The organism is uncultured Eudoraea sp., assembly GCF_947258525.1.
Taxonomy (GTDB): domain Bacteria; phylum Bacteroidota; class Bacteroidia; order Flavobacteriales; family Flavobacteriaceae; genus Eudoraea.
This window is the reverse complement of the sequence record NZ_CAMYIP010000211.1, coordinates 1-5,658: the sequence shown is the minus strand read 5'-3', so window position 1 is coordinate 5,658 and position 5,658 is coordinate 1. Positions and strand designations below refer to the sequence as shown.

The window sequence follows — 5,658 nt, the reverse complement described above, 5'->3', positions numbered from 1 at the left end:
AAGAAAATTATACAAATAATTATCGTATTCCCTGAGATCGTGCTTTTCACCCTTATAATAAATGATTACAGATTCAATGATGGCGGGTCCAACACCATGATTTTTAATATCCAATGAAAAAGTTTTTTTCGCTGTATCATTTGAGATGGATATTTGAACATAGGGCAAAATAGACAGATAATTTTGCTTACTCATTAAGTTGGTCTGATATATAAAAATTATAAGGGTTAAAATACTAATACTCATTGCTGAGAGACTCACTATTTTATCAGAATTCCATTTGATCTTTAACTTGGACATGACATAAAACTTAATGAAGTAAATAAATATAAGTATTAAAAATAAATAAGTGGTGTGGGACACCATTAAGATGAACCGATATTCAGGAAGCTATAATAATTACCAGGTGATAATGATACTAACACCTCTGATTACAGGAAGAATTATTTAGCGTAATTCAACTTATAGCGCCAATAGCTTATTCCGCCCAACAAAAGCACCCCGAACAAAGTATACCAAACAAAAGTCGGTGTTATTACCTGCGAACCACTTGCATAACTATGTAGCCCAACCAAATAGAAATTTACCCCAAAATAGGTCATCATAATACTTCCAAAAGCAAGGATGGTCAGAAAATTGAAAGTCCATCTTCCACGCAAGCCCGGTACCAAACGTGTATGTATCACAAAAGCATAAACCATAATTGAAATTAGGGCCCATGTTTCTTTCGGATCCCAACCCCAATAGCGTCCCCAGCTCTCATTGGCCCATTGCCCTCCAAGGAAGTTTCCTATGGTAAGCATTATGAGGCCCACGGTAATGGAAAGTTCGTTAATTATCGTTAGTTCTTTCAGGTTTAATTCCATTCGCGCTTTGTTCTTACTATTGGTAAGAATAATTAATAAAAGACAAACTATTCCAAGAATCATCCCAACAGTAAGTGGCCCGTAACTGCCGACAATTACAGCAACATGGATCATCAGCCAGTAACTGTCCAGTACAGGCACAAGATTTGCTATGGACGGGTCAACCCAGCTTTGATGTGCTATCCACAATAACATGGCTGTAACAAAGGCCGAAGCTGCAATGGTCATATTGCTCTTCCGTCCTAAAAGTAAACCCATGCCCATAGTAGCCCAGGAAACGTAAAGAATACTTTCATAGGCATCACTCCACGGAGCATGGCCCGATATATACCAGCGCATTATTAACCCGGAGGTATGCCAGATAAAAAATATATATATTATTCCCTTAAAAAAGTAGGTCGCAATTTTCCATATTCTTCTTTCCTTAAAAATTGTAAAGACCAGTACAAAGAACATAAGGATACCTACCAGTGCATAGTATTTATAAAGGCGATTAAAAATATCGAGTTTATTATAAATGATTTCAGCTTTAACCCTGTTCTTTGCGGGCAGGACCTCGCTACCATGGTTTTCCTGATTCTGATGAAATGCAGCCAATAGTTTATCTGCTTCGGAATAGTCATTATTATCAATTGCCCACTGTAGGGAATGCAAATAATATGGAACCGCATTTTTAATGAAATTCGCGTACAAGGAGTCAGATACTGTGTATTGACCCGACCTGTATTCAACTGCAGAGACCCATTTGTTGTTTTCATCATTTAATAAAGGGAATATTTTAATGATTTCCCCGCTAAGTGCCCTGTTTAATAGACCAAGGCGTAAATCAACATCTTTATAATCCTGTTGAAATTTGTTTGGTGTACTCGTGGCATAAGCATCCTGTAAATACGGAGCTAATTTGTAAGCCCCTTTAGAGTCAAAAAAATCGGTGGCTTTTACATATCGTGGAGATCCTTCTAATGCTAATATATTGCGGAGACTATCATTCAGCCCTTTTTTATCCAGGGCTATAAACTCTGTATTGTACCAGAGGGCGGGATTCAGCATCATTGATAAGAAAACCTGATCTGCATTTAAATCTTTATAGTTATCCTTAAAACTCAGTTTTCTGAGCAACTCTGAAGAAAAGGTATTTAAAGGTTTCATGCGTCCCCCGGCATCCTGTACTACCAGTTCACCAAATTTCGCCGCATGTTCTCTGGAAACAGTGGAAGACCTTAAAAGCGAATCGAGCTGTTGCCCTGTGAGCTCATTTTGGTGGTTATGAGTTCCATCCTGGGCATTTAAGCTAAAAACCCCAAATAGCACTACGACAGAAGTCAAGACCTTTTGCTTCTTTAATTTATCCAGGGACCGTGTCAATTCCTTAAATCTGGTTTTCCCAAAGAACATTATCCCCATTAAACCAATATACAATAGAAAGTACCCTGCATAGGTTATCCAGGTGCCCCAAAAATCGTGATTCACAGAAAGAACAGTTCCACGTTCATCCGGGTCAAAACTTGCCTGAAAAAACCGATATCCTTTATGATCAAGAATATTATTCATGAAAATATCGTAGTCAAATGGCCTTTCGTCCTGTACGGTAACTTTGCTCATAAAAGAAGCATAGCTTTTTTCGGTTCCGGGGTATTTTTCAGCTATAAAGTCGTTTAACTTAATTGCAAAAGGCAATTCATAAACTTTTGACCCGTAGCGAAGGCTGAAATCGAGTCCCCCGACATTGAATTTATCCGAATAATTGCTAAAACCCTTACCCCCTAAAATTTTTTTCGTAACCGTTTCACCATTACTGCTAATTTTAAGAACCAGGGCATCCTGCGTAGCTTGTGTAATTTCATTTTCGGGTACAGGAACAATCCCGTATGAACCCTGAACAAGTGGCTCAGGCAGTACAAATTGCATCCCACCCATGTTGTACAGCGATCGTAATTGAAGCTGCTGCAAACTGTCTTTCAGAACCACACCCTGAAACTGATCTGCCATTCGCATAAAGCTCCCTTCGAAAGGCGATTTAATTTGATATACACTGTCCGTGGCAATTATGTTTACAGCGCCCTCAGTTTCCTTGTTCAATGAAAACAATATGTTGTGGATATTTGCTATTTTCCCATTTTCGAGATAATGTTCATGCCTGTTGCCATCTCCGGCTTCCACGATTTTCAGGTAATAGCTTCCGCTATTATCCGGAATTAAAGCTTTCTTAGCCCCTTTAATAAAACCATCATATTCAATCGTAACTTCTTGTCCGTTAAAATCTGAGGTCCATGGCAAATTTGATTTTATGGCTTCGGGAGTTACGATAAGGTCGTCTTCAAGAATCTTTCGCTTGGGTTCCCCTTCTATTTCTCCATCAATAAATACGGTAAAAAAGGTTTTATCTGAGAAGAAAACATTTTCTGTTCGCCCTTCACGGATTGGCATCATGCCCTCGAAACTGATATATCTGGTAACAAAGGCACCCACAATAATTAAGATCCATGAGATGTGCAGGGTAAGAACCGGCCATTTTTCCTTTCGCAGCAGACGATAGCGATAAATATTTCCAATAAAATTGATTACAAAAAAAACCATGATTAACTCAAACCAGGTAGCATTGTAAATCCAGATTCTTGCAGTTTCAGTACTATACCAACTCTCTATGAATGTTCCGAATGCCATTGCAGTTGCAAAAACAATAAAAAGAACAGCCATAAGACGGGTAGAAAAGAAAAACTTGTTAAACAGTTCTTTCATTCTGGGAATTAAATCTGTATACAGTTGGCAAAAATAGGGTATTTTATATAGAAAAAGATACTATCCAAAGGCTTTTCTACCGCTAAAAGAAATGGTAAACAAGTTTTTTTTTGAAAGTGTTAATTTTAATTAATAACTCACTCATTTTTCATAACTTAAAGAAAAAAACAATTAAAATCTATGAAAAATGGAAAGAAAAACTTTTATTCAAAAAGCCGCAGGATTAATGCTCATCGGGATTCCTGCCTATTCCCTGGTCAGTTGTTCAAGTTCAGATGATGGTTCAGGAAATCCTGATCCGGACCCTAATCCGTTACCTTCTCAGGGAAATTGCCTTACTAACGGAACAACCAGTGCAATAGGCGGAAATCATGGACATAATTTGGTAGTCTCTATAGCAGACGTAAATGCCGGCGTGGCTAAAACCTACTCAATTCAAGGGAGCAGCCCACATGATCACACTTTAACAATTTCGGCTGCAAATTTTAGCAGTCTGAAGACAAATCAAGCTATTAGCGTAACCTCATCCAACGATGACGGTCATACGCATCCGGTTACCGTTTCATGTGCTTAAAACGAAGTCCATTGACTAAATTAAAAGACAGTCTTTTCGACTGTCTTTTTGAATTTACTGTTCAACCATTTCTCCAGTATTAACTTACGCATAACAAATATGGGAATATTGCACTTAGATTATATTAGAAATTAATTATATCCTTATTTTCGTATTATGAATACTGTTGTTATTGTTGGCACAGGAAATGTTGCACTGCAGCTTTATACTGCTATGAGTAACAAAGAGGGGGTAAAAATAATTCAGGTTATAGGACGTAATAAAAAGAAATTAACTCCTTTTAAGAATTGTCCAAAAACTTCAACAGATTATGATAATATTTCAGATGCAAATATTTACATTATTGCTGTAAATGATGACTCCATATCTACTGTATCACAACACTTTAAAAATAAATCAGGACTTGTTGTACACACCTCGGGATCTATGCCTTTATCGGTACTTCCGAAATCAGTAAGAAGAGGTGTTTTTTATCCGCTGCAAACCATAAGTAAGGACCGCAATATTGATTTTAGTGAAGTTCCAATTTGTATTGAAGCGGAAAAAAGTGAAGACTATGCGCTCCTTAGAGAGCTTGCAAGTACTATTTCTACTCAGATACAGATAATGACCTCTGATCAGCGAAAATCAGTGCATCTGGCTGCCGTATTTGTAAATAACTTTACGAATCATTTATACCATATTGGAAATGAAATTTGTAATGAAGCAGGGGTTCCTTTTACCATTCTTAATCAACTTGTTTTAGAAACCGCTAAAAAAGCTACGGAAACGCCGGTCTTAAATGCTCAAACCGGACCTGCCGTTCGGAACGACAAACTCACAATGAAAGAGCATTTAGTTCTTTTAAATAATAAGGACTACCGGGATATTTATTCTGTACTAAGCAATTCAATCCAAAAAACACATGAAAAAAAACTATAAACATTTTTTAAAGGATATCACAACATTTGTCTTTGATGTAGACGGTGTATTTACAGATGGCAATGTCCTTATTACCTCAGAGGGTGAACTACTGCGCAAAATGAGCGTAAAAGATGGATATGCCCTTAAAACGGCGCTACAAAAAGGGTATAATGTCTGTATTATTTCAGGAGGTACTAATGAAGGCGTGAGCATAAGACTGAAAGGGCTTGGCGTAACAGATGTTTACCTTGGGGCATCAATGAAGGAAGCGCCCTTAAAAGAGTATTTGTCTAAATACAAGATAGATCCTGAAAATGTACTTTATATGGGTGATGATCTACCGGATATTCCGGCTATGAAATTAGCTGCTATTGCGGCCTGCCCGCAGGATGCCGTGCATGAAGTCAAAGAGGTGTGTGATTATATATCACACAGGTATAGCGGTGATGAATGTGTAAGAGATGTCATAGAGCAGGTCCTGAAAGTGCGGGGCGATTGGTATACTAATTTCAGCGCAGCCAACGATTAGTATCATGCTAACTGAAAAGGTGAAGAAATTCCATATTATTCTAGCTT

The 5,658-nt window shown here is 37.7% G+C and carries 4 protein-coding genes and 1 pseudogene; 3 read left to right on the top strand and 2 right to left on the bottom strand.

Annotation, left to right across the window (positions count from 1 at the left end; all coding sequences use genetic code 11):
• Together Q0X89_RS16125 and ccsA are read right to left on the bottom strand one after the other, a co-directional pair.
• Nucleotides 1-300: pseudogene (locus tag Q0X89_RS16125) on the bottom strand (hypothetical protein); the annotation flags it as partial.
• Nucleotides 301-443: 143 nt separating this feature from the next.
• The gene (gene ccsA / locus Q0X89_RS16120; RefSeq protein WP_297696063.1) at nt 444-3,605 is read right to left on the bottom strand and encodes a cytochrome c biogenesis protein CcsA; all 3,162 of its coding nucleotides are present in this window, start codon (nt 3,603-3,605) and stop codon (nt 444-446) included.
• Nucleotides 3,606-3,792: 187 nt separating this feature from the next.
• On the opposite strand from ccsA, the gene Q0X89_RS16115 reads away from it, so the two are divergent.
• The 3 genes from Q0X89_RS16115 (at nt 3,793) to Q0X89_RS16105 (ending at nt 5,611) form a co-directional block, all read left to right on the top strand.
• Complete coding sequence (locus Q0X89_RS16115) at nt 3,793-4,179, top strand: hypothetical protein (protein ID WP_297696062.1); 387 nt, start codon at nt 3,793-3,795, stop codon at nt 4,177-4,179.
• A 156-nt stretch (nt 4,180-4,335) separates the two neighbouring features.
• Nucleotides 4,336-5,100, top strand: coding sequence for a Rossmann-like and DUF2520 domain-containing protein (locus Q0X89_RS16110; protein WP_297696060.1), 765 nt, complete (start codon nt 4,336-4,338; stop codon nt 5,098-5,100).
• Nucleotides 5,084-5,611 carry an HAD family hydrolase gene (locus tag Q0X89_RS16105; protein WP_297696058.1) on the top strand — a complete coding sequence of 176 codons (528 nt, stop codon included), beginning with the start codon at nt 5,084-5,086 and terminating at the stop codon, nt 5,609-5,611. The genes Q0X89_RS16110 and Q0X89_RS16105 overlap by 17 nt, the downstream gene beginning before the upstream one ends.
• Nucleotides 5,612-5,658 lie beyond the last annotated feature (47 nt).

What these genes read in the sequence shown, in the direction of transcription:
- Q0X89_RS16115 (WP_297696062.1), top strand. Translation starts at nt 3,793, where the DNA reads ATGGAAAGAAAAACTTTTATTCAAAAAGCCGCAGGATTAATGCTCATC.
- Q0X89_RS16105 (WP_297696058.1), top strand. Translation starts at nt 5,084, where the DNA reads ATGAAAAAAAACTATAAACATTTTTTAAAGGATATCACAACATTTGTC.
- Q0X89_RS16110 (WP_297696060.1), top strand. Translation starts at nt 4,336, where the DNA reads ATGAATACTGTTGTTATTGTTGGCACAGGAAATGTTGCACTGCAGCTT.
- ccsA (WP_297696063.1), bottom strand. Translation starts at nt 3,605, where the DNA reads ATGAAAGAACTGTTTAACAAGTTTTTCTTTTCTACCCGTCTTATGGCT.